Below are 15552 nucleotides of genomic sequence, written 5' to 3' on the forward strand. Positions count from 1 at the left end.
GTGGCGGGCGATGTGCACCACCGACGGCGGGTGGAGTCCGGCGGTGGTGTTCGCCGATCACCCGTCCGTCGACGTCGCCGGCCAGTCCCAGGGCTTCAAGATCGTCTCACTGCCCCTTCCGGGCTCACCTCGGCCGAACCCCTGGAAGGTCCAGGACCAGTGTCCGGTCGCGATCCACTGGACGATCAGGACGACCACACCGATCAGGGGAATGACCAAGACGGGGATCGCGGCTGCCGCCACGCAGCAGACGAGGCCCTGGGCTCCGCTGTCCGACATGCCTTCCACGGTAGACATCCGGCGATCGACCGGCGAACGGAACGCTCTTCTGTCACCCGCCGCAGGTCGGAGGTGGTCCAACCGTCCGGATCGATGGCGAACAACGCCAGCGCGGCGCCATCGCCGACCAGGGCCTGGTCCCGCTCCTCGCGGTCCGCCTCGTCGATGCCGGCGGGTTCGGCGGGCGCGAAATCGACGATCGTGAGCAGGTCGAGTTGACGCGGCCCGTCGGCGTCGGGTGCCTCGGCCGCGACGGCGAGGACGCGGATGTCGCCGCTCTCGAATCGCAGGGTGGCGCCGGCAACGTAGTCGATGTCCGCGTCCCGATACCGAATCGGCCGGACGGAGACGATGCGCCGATCCAGAACGGCTCATGGGGAAGTCCGGAGGATCGTCCTCCACGGTGACGTGGCGGTACTCGTCCAGGTCGTAGTGATCGTGGGGTTCGTCCAGGTGCAACCACATGTGCAGGAGGGACGGTTCGGTGTCCGGGTAGTGGTGCCGGGACGTCGTGACCCGCAGGAGCCGGCGGCCGCTCGGGTCCTCGGCGTTGATCATTCGTGGATGCTTGCACGACCGCCTGCGATTGGGCACCGGTTTCCAGGAGGCCCCGTGCCGTGGCCGCGTAGCGGATGGCGGTTTTCTCGTCGATGCCGAAGACGAGGGCGAGTTGGAGGGGTTCGAGGCCGTGGGTCAGGGCCCTTCGAGTTGGCGGTCGACGCGGAGGCGTTCGAGGGTCGCGGCCATGTTGCGGGTGGCTTCGGTTGCCGAGAGCCCCGACGGGGCCGAGTTCGACGGCGGTCTTTGGGGTGATCAGCAGGTGTGGGTTCGCGGTGTTCGGCCGGCGGGTTCGCCGATGATCGAGCCATTCCACGATCGCGTGGTGGGTGAGGTCGTCCAGTGGACGGTTGTGTCCGGCAATCGTGATGCGGCGGTTGCCGAGACCGTCGGCACCATCCGCTGTCGGTGGTGAGTGTCGTCGACGCTTCGTCGTGTTGGTTCCTTCGGGTGGTGGCGGCAGTGGTCCGACGTGTGTCGGGTCGGTCCCGTGGTAGGTGTCGTGGCACACCGTCGGGAACATGCATTGGGAGTGTGGGATGAACACGTCCGAGAAGCCGGCCTCCTCCGACGCCGACGCGACCGGAGGCGACGACTGCGCGTACTGGCGGGGGGTGCTCGATCGGGCCCTGCAGGGGCGCGACCCCGACCATCCGTACCGGGAATGGGGTGCCGCCGCGGAGGCCTGGCTCCAGCTTCTGTCGAAGGGGTGCAGCGACACGTACTGGTGGAAGGGCGGTGACGTCGATCCGACCGCAGACCACGTGAAGACGTTCGTCGTCGTCGAACCGTCGGGCACCGACCGGCCCATCGTCATGACCGCGAAGCCCTACCCCCATGGTCCCTTCGAGGGCTTCTACATGAAGGACCTCCCCGGCCGGGCCGACCGAACGAGCGAATGGACCGTCGCGGACGCGCACTGGGACGACGTGCAGATGGACCTCGCACAAGCGCACGTCGAGCGCCGACTGCTCTTCCACATCAAGGGAGTCGGCGGCTACCACGCCGGCGACTACGTCGTGGGCTCCGACGACGGCTTCGGCGGGCACGTACGCGTGACCGGCGAGTGCGACCACGAACGCTACTGGTGGACACTCGTTGCCGACCACGACGGCGCCGGCCCCGGGTTCCTGGTGGCACGGGTACAGAAGAACAGTGGATATGTCAGCACGAACACCGGCCTCATGGGTTACAACCCGGTGATGTACGACGACGGCTACACCGGCTGGGCCGACGTGTACCCGCAGAACTGTCGCCGCCGGCGCTTCGTCGGGATCTCGTAGACGCCGACTCGCAACCGCGTCGAGGTCACCGTCTCCTCTCCGTCGGGCACGGACGACCCCGGGGCACCGGCGGCCTGGATCCGGCGCTCCGAGCGGCGCCTGGCACGATCGTCGCACTCGGCCATCAACAGCTCGGACAGGGAGCCGAGATAGGACATCTGCTCACGGGCGGCGCTCTCGGCGTGCTCGGGGAACCGGGAGCGGATGGTGGGCAGCCGCAACATCCGGCATGCCTGGTCGACGGCGGCGGTGGCGGCCCGCTCGGTGAGTCCTCGCCGGCGGGGGAAGGTCACGGCTTGTCTCCTTCAGGGGTCGGGCGGTCCCGTCGGCGGCGTCGCAGTAGCTGGTCGTAGTGGGCGACCCAGGGCAGCGGCCTGGTGTCGGGCGGAAGCCGGGCCTGGCGCCGCTCGGCGAGCGAGAACACCGCTGCCCGGTTCATGGCGGGCGGTTCCGGTTTCATCGGGGCTGTTGTGTCGGCCTCGGCAGCTTTGCGGGCCTCCAGCGCGACGGCGTCCCAGGTAAGCGCGCCTGAGCGAAGAACCGCAGCGACGCCGGCAACGAGGTGTTCAGGGGCAGATGGCGGCCCAGCGGCAGAACGTCGATGAGCGCGCGCGTCCCGTCGCACTCTCCGTGGGTGGCAGCGACACCTGACCCACACGGCCGAGTACCTCCCGAGCAGGCCGAGCGAGGCGAGCGACCCGGGTGGGACAGGCTGAACGCGGCGCAGCGCGAGCAGCTGCGCGCGCTCGGTCTCACCCCGCCCGCGTCGGCGAAGCCGAGGACTCCGCGCTCGGCGGCACGGTGCACCTCGGGGAGGTGCTGGTGGTGTGGGACCCGGGCGAGTGGCACGGCATCTCGTCACACGGAACGAGCGACGACACCGCGACCGTGGCGCCGGCCGCCGAGCGGGTCGCGGCCGAGGCGTCCGACGGGCGGTGGATCGTGGCCGGCCCGGACGACGACGAGGCGTTGCCCCGGCGGCCGGGCGGGACGAGTCGCGGCGGGCGGTGCGCGCGGCCCGCGGGGACGGCCCGGACTTCTGGTCGCTCGGGTCGGGTGTGCGTGGGTGGGTGTGCCACCGTTCGCCGGCCGGCGCCCGCTCGATCGGGTCGACGGCGCGCTCCGTCGCGGCGGCGCGGGATCCCTCGTACTCGTACATCCGCAGCAGTCCGTCCATGGCGTACACGGGCGCCCTGTGCTGCGGTTCCGGGCCGTGGCGGCCGGCGCCGGGCGATGGGGTGTCACCGCCCGGCGGCCGGCGCGCCGGGGCTTCAGGTCACCGTCACCGGTTGGCACACGGCGTAGACCACGTAGGAGCCCGTGGTGCCGGCCGAGTTGTTGAAGGACACCGTCCACGTGTCGGCGGCGGACGGATAGGACTCGTACACCTGGGCGGTGAGGTTGTTGCCTCCGAGGGGCGTCTTGAATCCACCGCCCGTGATGGCCGTTCCCGACGGACACATCGCGGTTCCCGTGTTGAGCCCGGACGTCAGCGTGTAGGTCATCTGGACGATCTGGGTCGGCCGGGTCGGCCCCGCAGGACCGGCAGGCCCCGCGGGTCCGGCGGGTCCGGCGGGTCCGGGAGGCCCCGGAGGGCCGGGTTTTGCGGCCGGGCAGTTGTGCGGGCAGTCTCCGCCTCCTCCGTGCCCGTCCGCGTGCTCGGCCGCGGCGGGGTGCGCCACGACTCCCGTAAGCAGTGCGGCGGCCAGCAGCGACGGGGCGGCGTTCCGCAGCAGAGTCAGGTATCTCAACGTGTCCTCCAAGGGGGTATCGGCCTTCGAGGTTGCCCGTACGACGAGCGCGAGAAACAGACGGGCGGATGGGCGTCTCCGACCATGTGTGATCGTGTACAGCCGTCCGCGACCCGTGCGTGGCGGCTGCGGCCGGAGACCGACCGCGGCAGCCTGCCGGTCGTCCCCGAGCGGGGCCAGAACTCTCCCGGGGCCGTGAACGGGACCGGTCCGAACGGCAGTTCGGTTCTCCACTCCGAGGCGCCGAACCCACCCACGGGTGGCCCTGAAAGGTGGCCGGGGGGCCGGGGGCTTGTGAATCTGGTCGCATCCGTCGAAACGGTTTTCGCGGATCGGCCCCGGGGAGAAGGGACACCCCAACGACACCAACACGGGCTAGCAGGTCCCCGCCCCACGCGACAACACCCCCGGAGCCGCCATCCACGCCTGGGCAATCTGCCTACCGATCGGATAAGCCCCCGCGCCCACCCGGCCAGGCCCCGGGATCCTCGCGTCGCGGGCCGGCGCCGCGCCTCGGACCGCGTGTCGCGCGGATCGAGTGGGGCGGTACCGCCCGACGAGGGGTCGTGGACCCGGGGCGCGCGACTTTGGGAACCGACCATTCTCGTCCGACCCCGTCCGGCGGCGCCGACCGTGTCCCTGCCCGCGCCGACCGATGCGCGGCTCACGCTGCGAACCGGTCCGGTGGCGTCGGGATCGTGGGCTTCGTGTGTAATCGTGTCGTATCGTTCGGGCGAATCGGCCGTGTCCGGGGGCGGTTTGCCGGCGCAGGGTGGGTGGGGTGTCCCTCGCGGGGTCCTCACATTCGTCTCGTGGCGTGGTGTGCGGGCTGTGCCCCACGACACGGACACCGAACGGCCCCGACCACACGTACGCGGTCGGGGCCGCGACCGTTCCCCGCGTGGGGGGGCCGCCGTCGCGGCGGCCGTGCGCTACGTCGCGGGTGGACAAGCCACCACACGAACCCGGTACCGGTGCCGACGACGGGTACTCGAAGCGGGTTCGGGCGCCGACGTGCCGGCCGTCGAACGGATCGCCGTCACCCCGGGGCAACGGTTGATCGTTGCCCCGGCCGCTATCCATGCCGCCCGCGCCAGAGCCATCCATCTCACGCTGGACGACTTGGACATGCCCAACCGGCGGATCACGATCGCCGGACACGCCCAAAGGCTTGGCGAACTCGCCTACCAGACCCTGCGGGCCTGGCTCGACCAACGCCGCACCACCTGGCCGAGGACTCCCAACCGACACGTCCTGATCAACGCGATGACCGCGCCGAGAACCGAACCCGTCAGCGCCGAGTACCTCAAGCGGCACCTGCTGCACCAGGGTGTCCACCTCGAACGCATCCGCGGCAACCGGGTATTGCACGAAGCCCTGACCGTCGGCACCGACCCGCTGCACCGCGCCCTGGTCTTCAACCTGTCCCACATCACCGCGAGCCGCTACGCGACCATCGCCCAGGACCTGCTCGACGACCAGATCGAGCAGCCCGCCAAGAGCGGATGAGTATCCTGCCGACAAGGGAGGCGACCAACCCGCCACCCTTGCGGGCACGCCTGCAGAAAACGCCGTGGGTTCCCGGTGAACGTCCCTCGGTCACGCTGAACTCACGGCGGACGTGCCGTTAACGAACGGCGATCCAGCCGACACGTGCCTGAGCGGCGGTTTGGGGCTGCCCGGGAGGCAGGTCGGGGGTGTTGTTCGCCGGCCGCGCCTCGCCAGATGGTCCCTCACCAGCGATCAGCAGCACAGTGTCAGATCCGCCGGTCAGCGCGGTGGGCACCCGGCCACGTCGACTCGCCCATGGATATGTGGCAGCGCGACCCCGACGGCCCCGCGTGCGGTGGCCCGCTCCTTGTGGCGCCTGCACGCGGACGCGCGGCGATTTCCGAACGCGAGTGCGTCCGGGTGGGCTCCGAGTCGGGGTGATGCGTTGCGTAGGTGTTCGTGGTGCGGAAAGTCCCGGAGCCGTGGGCTCCGGAGCCGCCTGGTTCCGTGAGGTGGACTTGGCCGGCTGGTGGAAGCGGCCGCCCGGTACAAGGCGCGGGTGCGCACGGTGAGATGCGCCTCCGCCTCGCCGATGTCCCACGGCGTCCGTGGTCCCGGTCGGGCCGTGAGGAATCGGCGCCGCCCGGAGCCGGCGGGTGCGGGCCCGGGCGATGTCGCAGGGCGGCGCGGCCGGGGCGTGAACCGACTGGTTGATACTGATCGCATGGACGAGGACGGGACGGGGACGGTGCGCGAGGTGCTGAGGACTGTTCGCAGGGATCTGCTGACGCCCGTCCCGCAGCCGATGCCGCCCATGGGCGGGCCGAGGCCACTGAGGTGGCTGCCGCATGTCGCGGTCGTCGCGGTGGCGGTGTTCGCGGCGGTCTCCGCCACCGAGGACATCCCGCTGAGGCCCGTCGGGATGATCCACGCGGCACTGCTCGTGGCCGCGTTGCGCCGGCCGCTGCCGGCCTGGTGGCTGTCCCTGGCGATGTTGCCGGTGTTCTCGCTCTGGGGGCCATTCGGGCCGTACATGGGATGGGCGTGGGCCGTGCACGCCGGGCTCCTGTTCCTCGTCGCGCTGCGCAACCCGCCGCGGGTGACGGCCGAGACGGTGTTGCCGAGCCTCGCGCTGCTGCTGGGGCTCCGGGTGGCGGGCGCCGGGATGGGGCCCTGGTACTTCACGGTGATCGTGCTGGTGATGTTCGCCCTCGTCTGGATCGCGGCGACCGGGGTGCGCAGGACGAGGGAGGCCCGCACCCGGTTCGCGGAACAGGAGGTGGCGCTCGCGCAGGAGCGGGCGCACCGCACCGTCCTGGAGGAACGCGCCCGCATCGCCCGCGAGTTGCACGACGTGGTCGCCCACCACATGTCCCTCATCGCGATCCGGGCGGACGCCGCCCCGTACCGGGTCGCGGATCCGCCCCGGGAACTGGTCGCGGAACTGGCCGGCATCCGCGCGGGCGCGCTGGAGGGACTGACCGAACTGCGTCGGCTCCTCGGCGTGCTGCGTGCCGAGGACCATTCCGGCGGCCACGCTCCCGAGGCGCCGCAGCCCACCCTGGAGCGGCTCGACGACCTGCTCACCGGCGTCCGGGCGGCCGGGCTCGACGTGCGGGCGGTGACCTCCGGGGTCCGCCGCCCGCTGCCCGAGGGCGTGGAACTGTCCGCGTACCGCATCGTGCAGGAGTCCCTCAGCAACACCCTGCGCCACGCCCCCGGCGCCGCGGCCCGCGTCGAACTCGCCTATGCACACGACGCACTTCGTGTGCGGATCAGCAACGGCGCCGGAGGGCGGACCGCCCGGCCCTCCCCGGGCGCCGGACACGGCCTCCTGGGCATGCGTGAACGTGCTGCGATGCTCGGCGGAGAAGTCTCCGCGGGCCCCACCCCCGAGGGCGGCTACGAGGTCACGGCCGTGCTGCCGGTGCCCGCCGTCCCGGCCGTCCGAACAGACACAGACAAGGAACACACCGAATGACGATCCGAGTGTTGATCGCCGACGACCAGGCGATGATTCGCGAGGCATTCTCGGTGCTTCTCGGCGCCCATCCCGACATCGAGGTCGTCGCGACCGCCCGGGACGGCCTGGAGGCGGTGGCCGAGGCCGAGGAGCTTCGGCCCGACGTGATCGTCATGGACATCCGGATGCCCGGACTCAACGGCATCGAAGCCACCCGCCGCATCACTCGGGAGACCGACCTGGCGACCAGGATCCTGGTCCTGACCACCTTCGATCTCGACGAGTACGTGTACGAGGCGCTGCGGGCCGGTGCGAGCGGGTTCCTCCTCAAGGACGCCTCGGGCGTACAACTGGCCGACGCCGTGCGCGTCGTGGCCGCCGGGGACGCTCTGCTGTCGCCCGGGCTCACCAGGCGACTCGTCACGGAATTCTCCCGACTGAGCGGCTCCGCGAAACCGCCGGCCCAGGTGCGGATCGACGTGCTCACCAACCGCGAGAGCGAGGTCCTGGCGCTGGTCGCCCAGGGATTGTCCAACGTGGAGATCGCCGCCGAACTCGTTGTCGCCGAGCAGACCGTCAAGACCCACGTGGGCAACATCCTGCACAAGCTCCAGCTGCGGGACCGCACCCAGGCGGCCGTCTTCGCCTTCGAGACGGGCCTGGTCGTTCCCGGCCACACCAACCTGTGATCCCCGCGCAGTGCGGCGGCGAGGGCCCCGACGTCTTCCACGGACCTCATACCTGAGAACCAGAGCAGGGAATGGCTCCGTGGCGGGAGGCCGGAGCGGGTGCCCGGTTTCTACCTTTCTTGCGTGAGTCGATCCTCGCCGCCCGACAGGTGGCTTCGAGGGCTTCGCGGCTCGCGACAAGTCCGCGGACGGCGGAAGCCGCCGCACGCACCATCGCCGGGAGTACAGCCATGACCATGCCCAGAAGCTCCGCCGCGTCGACCGGCCGGCCGATCCGGATCCTGCGGGGCGCCTCCGCCGTCCTGGCCTCGTTCCTCGCGTTCCTGACCCTTGCCATCGTTCTCGGCGCCTACTTTCCCGGCATCCCCAAGGCGGGAGTGATCGGGCCGGTCCTGGGTGGGCAGTATCCGTTCCACGTGGCCCTGATCGCCCTCGTCGCGGCCGTCCTCGCCGGGCTCGCCTGGCGGGCCGGCCTGGTGCGCTGGGGACGCGTGGTCACGATCGTGGCGACGCTGTGCTCCGTCGGTGCGCTGGCCATCGGCGGAACCCAGCTCCGGACCGCCTGGAACGCGGGCGTCGACGTCTCCCTGAACCAGGTGTTCACCGAACTCGGCTACCCGGCGGCGAAGCCGAACGCCACCGAGACGTACGCCAGTCCCGAGGGCAGGCCGCTGCGAGTGGACGCGTACCTGCCCGGGAACTCCCCGGGCAAGAAGGTCCCGGCCGTCGTGCTCGCCCACTCCGGCGGCTTCCACACCTTCGACAAGAGCGACCTGCGCGGCACCGGCCGCTGGCTCGCCGACCACGGCGTCGCCGTCTTCGCCGTCGACTACCGCCTGGCCGAACGCGATCACCCCACCTGGAACCAGGCCCCCCAGGACCTCGTCTCCGCCCTGGGCTGGGTGCGCAAGAACGCCGACGTGTACGGCCTCGACAGCTCGCGAATCTCGCTCGGCGGCATGTCGGCCGGCGGCACCCTGGCGATGAACGCCGCCTACCGCCTCCACAACGGCACCATCGAAGCCTCCGAGGGCACCACCCCCGAACCCCCGGCCTCCGTGATCGGTTTCTACCCCGGCACCGACGTCACCGACATGTGGAAGAACGACGTGGCCGGAACCCGCGAAGCGGCGGAACTGTTCACCGGGGGCACGCCCCAGCAATACCCCGACCGCTACCGCGAGGTCTCCCCGACCTCAGACATCCGCGCCGGACTGCCCCGCACCCTGCTCGTGGTCGGCGACCGCGACCGCAGCGCCCGCCCCGGAACCGTCACCGACTTCGGCGACGCGCTCCGCAAGAACGGCGTCCCGGCAGAGGTGCGGAAACTGCCCTTCGCCGAACACGCCTTCGACGACGCGTACGGCAGCCTCACATCCCAGACCAGCCGACGGATCCTGCTCGACTTCCTCACCCGGGACGCCCACTGATCCCGGGGTTCCCATGCGGGCTCCCCCGGCACGAGCACCGACGAATGCGGGCCTTCGGCCGCAGTCGTCGCCGCCTACCCGACCCGGAAGTCGTAAGGAAAACCAGACAGAAATCCGAGCGACGCCACAGGAACCACCACACTCGCGGCGCCGGTTCGGCGCAAATCAGTGCGGGCTTGGGCGTTGCCTGTTGCACCGCACTGTGGTTGATCCTCTCGCGCAGTGGGCCATCGACATCTAGGTTGCTGAGGCGTGGAGTTGCTGACGCTGGTGGGGACCTTGACCGGTGCCGTCCTGGGCGTCGCATCGACCATGGCGGCCGAGGCGTTTCGGGCGCGGCGGGACCGGCGCGCCCGGCTCGATACGGTGCGGCGCGACGGCTATGCCCGGTACCTCCGGGCGTTGGCCCGGACGGACGCCGCCTTGCAGGAGGCCGCCGCCCGGCGCCCGGGACCTCTGGGCAAGGACGAGGCGCTGGACGCCTTCCGGTCGGAGGACCTGCTGGGACGCCGGTACGAGGTGGGCCTGATCGCCTCGCCGGAGGTCGGTCGGGCGGCGGACGAGGCGTACCGGCGGCTCCGGGACATTCGGGAGGCGATGATCGCCACACACCTGGAGACAAGCACGGTCGCGACGCGGGACGACAACCGGACAACGACCTGGCGTGCCGTCCATCGCCCGTACGTCACCGCTCTGGAGGAGCTCAGGGAAGCAATGCGACGCGACATCCAAGGCGATTGACCCGTATAGTCCCGAATCCGGTGCCGGTCGAGGCTCGACGTCGGTGTGCTGCGGTGTCGGCTTCACCCGATCGTGATCGGCGCGGGCGTGGGAAGGGGCCATCGGGGGCCGGTGTCGGAGTCGCCCGCCCAGACGAACTGCTCGTCGTCGGCCGTGACGGTCATGCCGTGCTCGTACAGGCCGATCGCGCCCGCCGCGGTCCACGCGTGCCACGCGGCCTCGAGTTCGTCGACGAGCCGACGCGGACCGCCCTGGGCGGCGATCGCGGGCCCGGTCGGCGGCGTGGAGATCGTCGCCCAGGACTCGGCGCCGTCGTGGAGGCGGGCGTGGACGCCGCCCGTGTCGACGGTGGTGTCGAACAGAATGTCGGGTAGCCGCAGGCGCAGCGCCCACATCAGGTGGGCGTTGTCGTGCAGGGGGCGCGGGTCGCGGGTGAGGGGGCGTTGGTGGTCGGGGTCGCGGTCGGCGCGGACCTGGCGGTGCGTGGGGGCGGTGGGGGTTCCGCGGGCGTTCATGAACTGGGCGAGGCCATGGAGCCACCCGCTCGCGGAGCGTCCGTCCTTGGCGGTGGTGAGGGCGAAGTAGCCCAGGCGGGTCCAGGGGAGGACGATGTCGCCGCCAGGGGTGGTCTGTTCGATCCAGGCGCGGGGGACGCGGTCGACCGCGTAGGTGGCGATCAGCCGGTCGTAGGGGGCGTTCGGGACCCAGCCGAGGGCGCCGTCGCCGATCCGAACGTCCACGCGTGCTCCGGCGCGGGTCAGGGTCGCGGCCGCGCCGATGGCGAGGGCGGGGTCGGCCTCGACGCTGGTGACGTGGCCGGTGGGGCCGGTGCGGTGGGCGATCAGGGCGGCGTTCCAGCCGGTGCCGGTGCCCAACTCCAGGACGCGGTGGCCGGGTTCGAGGTCGAGGGAGTCGAGCATGTCGACGACGATCGACGTACACGACAGGGACGACGACGGGACGCCGTCGGTGATCTGGGTGATCGTCGCCTCGTCCGGGTCGGCGTGGACGAGCCGGGCCCAGTCTTGCGGGTCCTCGGCGCGGTCGACCCGGCGCCAGGCATGACCGTCCCAGGTCCACACCGTGTCGGGCGCGAACACGTCCCGAGGCAGGGCGTCGACGGCGTCACGCAGCCACGGGGATTCCTTCGGCCACGCGTTGCCTGCGTCCATCGCCGCGAGCGCGCGGCGGCGATGGACGGCGAGGTCGTCGGGAACGGCGCTCACTCCTGCCGGTCCTTCTTGTGCTTGCCCTTCGGGTCCTCGGGCTTGGGAACACGACCGTCGCCGTTTCCGGGAGGCGGCTCACCCTTGTCCAACGGCTGCTCCGGCTTGCTGTGATCACCCACCACACGCCCCCAAGCTCGTCACGGTCCGAAGTCTCATGATGACGCGGAACACACCCCGAGAGGAACAGAACCGAGAAACACCCGAGATCGCCGCCGCGGCATCGACCGTGGCCGGGTGCCCGCACGGCAGATCGAGTCGAAGGGCTGACGCGGCCGGATCGAGCGTGGCCCGGGAAGCGATGCAGGTCCGCGTCCGAGAGGGCGGGATCCGGCTGGTCCCGCGACTCCTGCTCCCGCGCCCGGTCCACGAGGCCGACCCTATGCGCGGTGTGCACCTGCTCGATGCCGATGTCGGTGAGGGTCGCGATCAGCTCCGCGCGAGTGTCGCCGAGGCTGCGATAGCGGTTCGCGGGGGGGCGAAGGAGGAGGCGGTCTCGGCGGAGAGTCGAGCCGGCCGTGGCAAGTCCGTCGATCAGCCACCGCACGAACGGCCGGTCCCGGGTGCGCCGGTCGGGGTCGTAGGGTGTTGCCTCACTGCGGGCGTGGGTGTGTAGGGCGCCGGACCATCGCGCACCGCCGCCCACAGGGAAGTCGGCCGTGGGAGGCGGGCCGATCCGCCGCCCCCCACCGTCGGCTCCCGGTGGGGATCGGCGGATGGCCCGACGCGAAGCAGAGCCACGCCCGCGTGTGCTCCGTTCCTTCCGTTGCCCGGGTTGCTTCATCCGTTCGTCGCCGGTTCGGGGACCGCGGCGGTGGGTGCCGGGCCGCTCAACATCTCGGCGGTCACGGAAACGCCGGTCACCTCCTCGGCGAGGGCGAGAAGCATCGCGGCCGCGTGGGCGACGTACTCGGGCTCGTCGTCCGGATCCTCGAACTCGGGGCGGGAGTCGAGGCCGATCCGGCGCATGGCGGCCGCCAAGCCGTCGGGTCGGCTCCCGAAGCGCGTGCCGGCGTCCAGCGCGTCGAAGTCGGTGCGAACGTCCCCGTCGACGATATGGGTGAAGCGGTGGTGCGCGAGAACATCGGTGTATACGGTGACCAGTTCGGTCCCCGCCGACAGCGCGGTCACCGCGTTCTCCCCCGGGCCGTCGTGACAGTCGTCCTCGATCGCCAGGGTCCAGCCGCCGAGATCGTGCACGCAGACCAACAACCACGATTGCGGGTGCGACGAACGCTCCTCGAGCGTCATCGACCTCACGGTGCCCGGATCGGCGCCGAAGCGACGCAGGACCTCGTCCGGCTCCAGACTCCGCACCAAGGTGAAGCGGTAATAGACGGGTAATCCGGGTTCGTTGATCCACGCGTACGACTGGTGACCGACACTCATGCGCTCATCCTCCCGGCGGTTCCTCGGCCCGGGCACGGGTGAGCCGGACGGCGAGTGCGCCGAGCCTGCCGGGTCGAGCCGACATCACGCGGCGGGTCAGGAACGGGCCGGCGGACGATCCTTGGGGCCCGCCGGTAGTCGAACCCGCGTCCCCGTGAACCGCAGTGGCCGACCGCGGACGATACTCCGGACCCGGGATCCGTGCGTTCGCGTGTCGAGGTGCCGTGCGGCGTAGCCGGGGCGAGTCTCGACTCGGGAATGGTGCCGAACGCGGTCCGAGTCCGCGTCCGGGGCGGTGGGATGCGGGGATGAGGATCGGTATCCGGCACGCATCAGCGGCACGAAGTGATCCCCGGAATGCCGCACGTCGTCGGTGGCGGGGACTGCCGGGCGCCACGCGACTGTCGGGCGGCGCGTTGCAGTACGGCCACGGCTGGTCGGCGGGCCACTGGAGCGGCCCGCCGATCGAACTGTCGTGTACGGACGGGGACACGGGACACGGGTGCGGCCGGGTTGCCGTGTGCGCGAGTGGGGTCGACTGAGGGATGAGTGCGGGGACGTCGCGAGGCGGCAGTGGGGTGGTGAGACTCTCCTCGGCTCCCGTGTGCCCGAACCGGCGGGGATCTCGGGTCAGTTGCCGAGGTTGAGCGTCCCGGTGTTCCCCAGGGTATTGGTGACGTAGACGTTGGCGAACGCCTTCTCGGTCACTCCGCTCGCTCGTTCGACGTGGGCGCTCATCGTGACGCCCACCGGGACGGTGCTCTCGTCGTTCTTGTAGACGGGTGTCACCTGGTAGAAGACCGCTTCGTCCGTTCCGATACCGGGCGGCTTGCCCTTGATCAGTTTTTGCGCGATCGCCTCGTAGGTGCGCATGCTGGGCGTTCCCGTGTTCAGGCCGGACTGCCAGCAGGGGACGAGGTTGTACCGAGTGGGCGCGTCGTTGCCTCGTCCACCGAGGATGCTTGCGATGAGGTGGCATCGGGACAACCCGGCGGTTTGCCCGTTCTTCGTCTTGAAGTCCTGCGCGTCCTCCCAGCCGGTGATGGGATCGCTGGTTCCTTTTCCCTCGGGGGTCTTCAGGCCCAGGCACGCCGTAGCCCGGGTCGGCCGCAGTCCGGGCCCGCTCGCCTTGTCGATCCGGTTGATCAACGGAACCGCCTCGGTCGTGTTCCTGAACCAACCGCCCTCGTTGCGAAACGAGTCGTCCGGTGCGGGTTTGTTCAGGCAACGGATCTGCGGGCCGGTGTCCGGTACCGAGACCGCCAGTTCGAACCTGTCGGCGTCGATCACCCGTTGGTCGACAAAGCCGTCGGCGAGCTGCGTGTCGGCGAACTGCTTCTCGGCGGGCTTGACATGGGCTTGCACACAGGGTGCGGCGGGGTTCAGGACATGGCCGTCGTTCAGGACGTACGTGTCCCATTCGCCGTCGCCGAGGTTGGGGATCACCTCGGCGCACTGCGCGCCTGCGGCACCGCCCTCTTTCGCCTCGCCGAAGGGGAAGTCACCGCAGGTGTCGGCAGTGACGAGCTCCGGCTGAGCCTTGAAGCCGCCGCACGTGCCGGCGGTGCGGGCGGCCACGCCGTTCGTCGACCGGGTCAGCGGGCTTCCCTTTTTCCCCCAGGCGCCGTCGAGGTTCTTCTGCGCCCAGTCGTAGGCCGAGACTGCGCCGCCGGGGTCCGCGTTCGTCGTTTTCATCGGCACGACGGGCATGACCGAGGGAACGGCACAGCCCGCGCGCGAGGTACCTCCGAGCGCGTCGTCACAGCGGATCCTGCGTGGGTTGTCCCACGAGGCATTCGGGTCGACGGCTGTGGCGCCCGGGGAGGTGACGTACATCTTGTACGAGGTGGTGAACTCCGCGACGGCGCCCGCGGCGGGGGCCGAGGAGTAGGCGACGGTGCCGCCGAGGGACTGGCCGAGCGCCAGGTCGCCGCCGTACCAGGGTGCGGTCTTCGTCGCCGTGCAGCCGGTTCCGCAGGAGGCGCGAAACTTGGCGTTGAGTGTGGTGACGTCGCCGCTCGCGCCGATCATCTTCACCGTGATCTGCTCGTTCCACGTGGTGCCCTTCGCGGGCAGTGACGCACGGGTGGCGATCTCCAGAGTGCCGCGCCCGATCTCCGCGCCGTTGTTGTTGCGCAGGACGTAGAGGACGTCCACCCCGGTCACGCAGTACTCGAAGCGCTCGTACGAATAGACGCCGGGGCCGGCGTTGTCACAGCTGCCGGCTGCGAGGCCCCGCACCTGCGCCGCGGTGCGTGCGGCCGGGGCGGGGCCGACACTCACACACGCCTCGACGGCGCCCGCCCTGCGCTCCTTCGAGCCCGCCTTCGTGGACTCGCAGTGCTCTCCGGCCCCCAGGGGGAAGGAGCTGGTTTCGGTGGCCGGGGTCCGAGCATCGGGCCGGTTCGATGCGGCCACCACTTCGCGGGCCCGCCGTGGCTTCTCGTCGGTGGCCTGCCGTATCGGGGTCATGCCTGTGGTCGCGAGTCCCACCGTCACCGCGATCAGCACGGCGAGTACGGTGGAGCGGGCACGTCGTCTGGCCGCACGTATTCGGGCAGTGCTCCCGGGACGTGACTCATGCATGTTTCGTCGGGTCTCCTTCTTCGTCTGATGAGGGGGCGCACCGGACGCTGGGCGCCCCGGGGCAGCGGACGCCGGCGCCGCTCCCGGTGTCGGCGGGGCCGGTTCCGCTTCGGCTCCGACGTCGTCCTCACCGATCGCACCGGCATCGGCCGGCCCGACCCGGCCG

General features: G+C 70.9%; 14 protein-coding genes and 1 pseudogene. 7 read left to right on the forward strand and 8 right to left on the reverse strand.

All coding sequences use genetic code 11. The features are described from left to right. Nucleotides 1-57: 57 nt before the first annotated feature. Entirely contained in the window at nucleotides 58-279 is a 222-nt protein-coding gene (locus EMA17_RS49330; protein ID WP_126643749.1) for a hypothetical protein, read from the reverse strand. A 745-nt stretch (nucleotides 280-1024) separates the two neighbouring features. Here EMA17_RS49330 and EMA17_RS49335 point away from each other — a divergent pair. Further along, a complete protein-coding gene (locus tag EMA17_RS49335; protein ID WP_126643750.1) occupies nucleotides 1025-1252 on the forward strand; it encodes a hypothetical protein in 228 nt (75 codons plus the stop codon). 124 nt (nucleotides 1253-1376) lie between these two features. Then, nucleotides 1377-2120 (forward strand): hypothetical protein, encoded by a 744-nt coding sequence (locus tag EMA17_RS49340; RefSeq protein ID WP_126643751.1) that lies wholly within the window; start codon nucleotides 1377-1379, stop codon nucleotides 2118-2120. A 59-nt stretch (nucleotides 2121-2179) separates the two neighbouring features. Here the strand turns inward: EMA17_RS49340 and EMA17_RS49345 are convergent. From EMA17_RS49345 to EMA17_RS49355, 3 genes and pseudogenes are all read right to left on the reverse strand, one after another. Continuing rightward, a pseudogene (locus EMA17_RS49345) lies at nucleotides 2180-2413 on the reverse strand (IS21-like element helper ATPase IstB); the annotation flags it as partial. Next, nucleotides 2410-2580, reverse strand: a complete 171-nt coding sequence (locus EMA17_RS53660; protein WP_218043276.1) for a hypothetical protein — start codon at nucleotides 2578-2580, stop codon at nucleotides 2410-2412. The gene EMA17_RS53660 and the pseudogene EMA17_RS49345, both read right to left, overlap by 4 nt. Before the next feature lie 811 nt (nucleotides 2581-3391). Further along, on the reverse strand, nucleotides 3392-3625 hold the full coding sequence (locus EMA17_RS49355; protein ID WP_126643753.1) for a hypothetical protein: 234 nt from the start codon (nucleotides 3623-3625) through the stop codon (nucleotides 3392-3394). Nucleotides 3626-4993: 1368 nt separating this feature from the next. On the opposite strand from EMA17_RS49355, the gene EMA17_RS49360 reads away from it, so the two are divergent. From EMA17_RS49360 to EMA17_RS49380, 5 genes are all read left to right on the forward strand, one after another. Then, nucleotides 4994-5380 (forward strand): hypothetical protein, encoded by a 387-nt coding sequence (locus tag EMA17_RS49360; RefSeq protein ID WP_126643754.1) that lies wholly within the window; start codon nucleotides 4994-4996, stop codon nucleotides 5378-5380. Between the two features lie 706 nt (nucleotides 5381-6086). Then, nucleotides 6087-7343: a sensor histidine kinase gene (locus EMA17_RS49365; RefSeq protein ID WP_126643755.1), complete on the forward strand. Its 1257-nt coding sequence runs from the start codon at nucleotides 6087-6089 to the stop codon at nucleotides 7341-7343. After that, nucleotides 7340-8014 carry a response regulator gene (locus EMA17_RS49370; RefSeq protein WP_126643756.1) on the forward strand — a complete coding sequence of 225 codons (675 nt, stop codon included), beginning with the start codon at nucleotides 7340-7342 and terminating at the stop codon, nucleotides 8012-8014. Before EMA17_RS49365 ends, EMA17_RS49370 begins: the two co-directional genes overlap by 4 nt. A gap of 230 nt (nucleotides 8015-8244) precedes the next feature. Continuing rightward, nucleotides 8245-9444, forward strand: coding sequence for an alpha/beta hydrolase (locus EMA17_RS49375; RefSeq protein WP_160161867.1), 1200 nt, complete (start codon nucleotides 8245-8247; stop codon nucleotides 9442-9444). Nucleotides 9445-9696: 252 nt separating this feature from the next. After that, on the forward strand, nucleotides 9697-10185 hold the full coding sequence (locus EMA17_RS49380) for a hypothetical protein (RefSeq protein WP_126643758.1): 489 nt from the start codon (nucleotides 9697-9699) through the stop codon (nucleotides 10183-10185). 62 nt (nucleotides 10186-10247) lie between these two features. On the opposite strand, the gene EMA17_RS55690 is transcribed toward EMA17_RS49380, so the two are convergent. From EMA17_RS55690 to EMA17_RS49400, 4 genes are all read right to left on the reverse strand, one after another. Next, nucleotides 10248-11411, reverse strand: coding sequence for a methyltransferase domain-containing protein (locus EMA17_RS55690; protein ID WP_281290634.1), 1164 nt, complete (start codon nucleotides 11409-11411; stop codon nucleotides 10248-10250). Then, on the reverse strand, nucleotides 11408-11533 hold the full coding sequence (locus tag EMA17_RS55695; protein ID WP_281290635.1) for a hypothetical protein: 126 nt from the start codon (nucleotides 11531-11533) through the stop codon (nucleotides 11408-11410). Before EMA17_RS55695 ends, EMA17_RS55690 begins: the two co-directional genes overlap by 4 nt. Before the next feature lie 658 nt (nucleotides 11534-12191). After that, nucleotides 12192-12800 (reverse strand): DUF6461 domain-containing protein, encoded by a 609-nt coding sequence (locus EMA17_RS49390; protein WP_126643759.1) that lies wholly within the window; start codon nucleotides 12798-12800, stop codon nucleotides 12192-12194. A 630-nt stretch (nucleotides 12801-13430) separates the two neighbouring features. Beyond that, complete coding sequence (locus EMA17_RS49400) at nucleotides 13431-15386, reverse strand: DNA/RNA non-specific endonuclease (protein WP_126643760.1); 1956 nt, start codon at nucleotides 15384-15386, stop codon at nucleotides 13431-13433. Nucleotides 15387-15552 lie beyond the last annotated feature (166 nt).

The sequence above is a fragment of the Embleya hyalina genome, from assembly GCF_003967355.1.
Taxonomy (GTDB): domain Bacteria; phylum Actinomycetota; class Actinomycetes; order Streptomycetales; family Streptomycetaceae; genus Embleya; species Embleya hyalina.

Excerpts from the sequence above, each read along its gene's own strand:
- EMA17_RS49365 (WP_126643755.1), top strand. The coding sequence starts at position 6,087 with ATGGACGAGGACGGGACGGGGACGGTGCGCGAGGTGCTGAGGACTGTT.
- EMA17_RS49335 (WP_126643750.1), top strand. The coding sequence starts at position 1,025 with ATGTTGCGGGTGGCTTCGGTTGCCGAGAGCCCCGACGGGGCCGAGTTC.
- EMA17_RS49375 (WP_160161867.1), top strand. The coding sequence starts at position 8,245 with ATGACCATGCCCAGAAGCTCCGCCGCGTCGACCGGCCGGCCGATCCGG.
- EMA17_RS49370 (WP_126643756.1), top strand. The coding sequence starts at position 7,340 with ATGACGATCCGAGTGTTGATCGCCGACGACCAGGCGATGATTCGCGAG.
- EMA17_RS49340 (WP_126643751.1), top strand. The coding sequence starts at position 1,377 with ATGAACACGTCCGAGAAGCCGGCCTCCTCCGACGCCGACGCGACCGGA.
- EMA17_RS49400 (WP_126643760.1), bottom strand. The coding sequence starts at position 15,386 with ATGCATGAGTCACGTCCCGGGAGCACTGCCCGAATACGTGCGGCCAGA.
- EMA17_RS49355 (WP_126643753.1), bottom strand. The coding sequence starts at position 3,625 with ATGACCTACACGCTGACGTCCGGGCTCAACACGGGAACCGCGATGTGT.
- EMA17_RS53660 (WP_218043276.1), bottom strand. The coding sequence starts at position 2,580 with ATGAAACCGGAACCGCCCGCCATGAACCGGGCAGCGGTGTTCTCGCTC.
- EMA17_RS49390 (WP_126643759.1), bottom strand. The coding sequence starts at position 12,800 with ATGAGTGTCGGTCACCAGTCGTACGCGTGGATCAACGAACCCGGATTA.
- EMA17_RS49330 (WP_126643749.1), bottom strand. The coding sequence starts at position 279 with ATGTCGGACAGCGGAGCCCAGGGCCTCGTCTGCTGCGTGGCGGCAGCC.